Annotated in this window: 3 protein-coding genes; all 3 read right to left on the bottom strand. The window is 29.9% G+C overall.

The annotated features are described in order from the left end of the window. Nucleotides 1-163: 163 nt before the first annotated feature. On the bottom strand, nucleotides 164-733 hold the full coding sequence (locus VLC96_RS04785) for a hypothetical protein (RefSeq protein WP_325260960.1): 570 nt from the start codon (nucleotides 731-733) through the stop codon (nucleotides 164-166). A 710-nt stretch (nucleotides 734-1443) separates the two neighbouring features. Further along, nucleotides 1444-2148 carry a hypothetical protein gene (locus VLC96_RS04790; RefSeq protein ID WP_325260961.1) on the bottom strand — a complete coding sequence of 235 codons (705 nt, stop codon included), beginning with the start codon at nucleotides 2146-2148 and terminating at the stop codon, nucleotides 1444-1446. Between the two features lie 202 nt (nucleotides 2149-2350). Next, complete coding sequence (locus VLC96_RS04795; RefSeq protein ID WP_325260962.1) at nucleotides 2351-2734, bottom strand: hypothetical protein; 384 nt, start codon at nucleotides 2732-2734, stop codon at nucleotides 2351-2353. Nucleotides 2735-3062 lie beyond the last annotated feature (328 nt).

Consider the following 3062-nt stretch of genomic DNA (forward strand, 5'->3'; position numbering starts at 1 on the left):
GCCAAATCTTCCCAAATACAAAACCATCTTTCCATTAAGCCAATTGCCCAAATCCGTTGTAGTAGCTGTTACTGGAGGCTTGTTTTGTCGAAATTACGTTTGTTAACCACAATTAAGCCAATTGACCATATCAATTGTAGAAAGTTTTATTGGCTGTTATAATTCAATAATTTTTTGCGCCGAATGGAGTTAATTTGGGTGTATTACTTTTTATCAATCCTGTTTCATAAAAAATTATTTCATTATCATTTTTTAATGCATCTTGAATAATACCTATTAATTTATTGTCTTTTTTATTTTCAAAAAAATACACTTTTTCTTCTCCTTGTTTATTTTTTATAATTAGTAAAAAACTATCATTTCCGAGGAATGAATTTATTTTGGATTCTATTTCTTTATTTTCTGACTTTTCCAATATGTTTTGATAATATGCAAATTCATATAAAAATTCTTTTTCTTTTTCTCCTTCTATTTTTTGGATTGCATTTACGTTTTCAATAAAATTCTTAATTTTTTCGTCGCCTTTCTTTGTCCATTTAATAAATGAATCTTGTCTGTTTTCAGTGTAGGATTCAATCCAACCATTTTTTTTAAGAATATCAACTAAACTATGTTCATAATCAATATATGATTTTGTTGAAAGTGTTAAGTCTTTTCCTTTGTTTTGGGAGCAACCGATAATTAACATACATAATAGAAATATAGTTGCGGTATTATTTTTCTGCGTTATCATTATCTTGTTTTTATACACTTTTATTTTAGATTATACTTCACACATCTGATTATCAACTTTCAGATTTTGGATTTCCCTGCAAATAGAGAACGTTATTTTTAGATTGGAATTATCTGCGTAATTTTAGCACAAGTCTCCAGTAACGTTCTCGCGCTACACGCGGTTTGGGACTAAAGTAGCGTTATTTTTCGGATTCACCAAATTCTCACAAATACAAGAACATTTTTAAATTAAACCAAATGCCCAAATCGCTTGTAGCGTGTGTTAGGAGAGGTTGCGACACGGACGAAAAGCACGAACGATTAGCCGTTCCGATTTTCGATTCCAATTTCGGCAAGCTTTTCCGCCTTCCAATTTTCCGTTCCAATTAGTTTCGGCATTTGAGTTTCAAACTTCAGTTAAACACAAAAAAAATCCGCTTTCGTTTGTCCGAAAAGCGGTTCACGTTTTGTTTGTCCGCAATATTTTCCACGCCCAATTTTCGTCAGCTAGCTTTAGACGTCTTTTTGTCTTTTCCGCTTTCAAAATCCTTATTAAACACATCTGTTGTTCGTCCACGGAGCAATCTCTCCTAACGTTCTCACGCTACAGCGGGTTTGGAACTAAATTAAGCCCTATTTTCGGATTTGCCAAATCTTCCCAAATACAAGACCATTTTTAAATTAAGCCAATTGCCCAAATCCGTTGTAGCGTGTGTTAGCAGTAGTACTTTATTTTTTGTCCGCATTATTTTCTGATATTATTTTCACTATTTCAAATAAGTTTGGATAAGCAGAGTTTACAATTGCACAATCCCAATTGTCATCATAACACATTGGATAATCTGTCATCCCACTTTTTGGAATTCCAATATTCTCTTTAGATAACAAAATTTTATTTGTTTTACTTGAATATAATTCAATATTTGTTTGAACTTTAAATTCTCCGTTCTCTTTGTAAAATTTTATTTTCGGAAAGTTTATAATAAAGAAGTTTTGTCTACCGTTGGCAATTTCTGAATATTTTTCTAAATCCGAAGTTGAATTTAATAATGATACTAAAACAATCCTTGGTTTTATTTTAAATGGCTTGTAAAGTCTGTATGAAATATATTCTCTAACAACAATTGATATATAATTGTCAATTGTCAGATTATCATAAAAATTTAGTTCGTTGTCAAACATTATTTTTGTGTAATCAGGTTGCTTGTTGAATTCTTCAATATTTGACTGTTTTTCTTTTAATTTCTGTTCTTTTTTAATAATTCGATTTTCTAATACTTCTTTTTTGAGTTTATTATATTCAGTTAAATAGTTATCGGAAACTTCAATTTTGTTTGGCGATAATACAATTATTTTCAAGGTATCTATTTGTTGTCCAAATGAAATATTGAAAACCAAAAGGCTAAATATTATTTTCAGTATTTTTACTTTCATAAGTTCAACTAAAATGTTTAATGGTTATTCTATTTTTTCGTCATCACGAGGTATTACTGCCAACGTTCTGGCGCTTGGCGAGGTTGCGAACTTCGTAACTGGATATTTTCGGTTACTACTAAATTTCTTGCGAAAGATAAAAGTGATTTTACCACATAATTCGCAATCTCGCCAAACGGCTGTTGTGTGCTGGTTTTTTTATTTATAATTTTTTTTCAGTTTCGTAAAATTCTGTAAGCATTTTATAATTTTCGCCATAAAAATAGTTGTAATTTATTTTTACTTCTTTTCCATTTTTTTGAAATATTATTTCTCCAAGTTTAATGCTTTTTACTTCTTTTAGTGAAATATTTTCGTCTTCTAAATAAATTGATTTATTGTCAAAAGTGACATTTTTAAATTTCAGAATTTTAGTGATAAAAGCAAAATAAAAAAATAGAATTAACAGTAAGCAAGTCAAAATTCCGCTTGTATCTTTTATTATTACACTGTAGATTAGAAAGCCTGTAAATCCAATTCCGATTATATAAATAACATAGACAAATATTTCGCCTAAAGTTGAAGTCAATTTATAATTTGTCTGCATTTTGATTTATTTTTTCGGAATAAGATTCCAAATCACTTTATTTATTTTTTCAGTTTTCTTTTCACCGTAAATTTTCTGCTAAACTAGCATACAACGTCTTGGTACTACAGCGGGTTTGGGACTAAATTAAGCCCATTCTTCGGATTTGCCAAATCATCCCAAGTACAAAACCATCTTTCCATTAAGACTATTGCCCAAATCCGTTGTAGCATCTATGTAAAAGCATAACTTAGAGTGACTAAAAACAAAGATTATGCAATTACACGATGCCTTAAGAAAACCAAAGATATTCATTGGCTTGGATATTCACAAAAAAAGCTGGACTGTT

This window comes from Flavobacterium sp., from assembly GCF_035456085.1.
Taxonomy (GTDB): domain Bacteria; phylum Bacteroidota; class Bacteroidia; order Flavobacteriales; family Flavobacteriaceae; genus Flavobacterium.

Coding starts and splice junctions, on each gene's coding strand:
- VLC96_RS04785 (WP_325260960.1), bottom strand. CDS start 733: ATGATAACGCAGAAAAATAATACCGCAACTATATTTCTATTATGTATG.
- VLC96_RS04790 (WP_325260961.1), bottom strand. CDS start 2,148: ATGAAAGTAAAAATACTGAAAATAATATTTAGCCTTTTGGTTTTCAAT.
- VLC96_RS04795 (WP_325260962.1), bottom strand. CDS start 2,734: ATGCAGACAAATTATAAATTGACTTCAACTTTAGGCGAAATATTTGTC.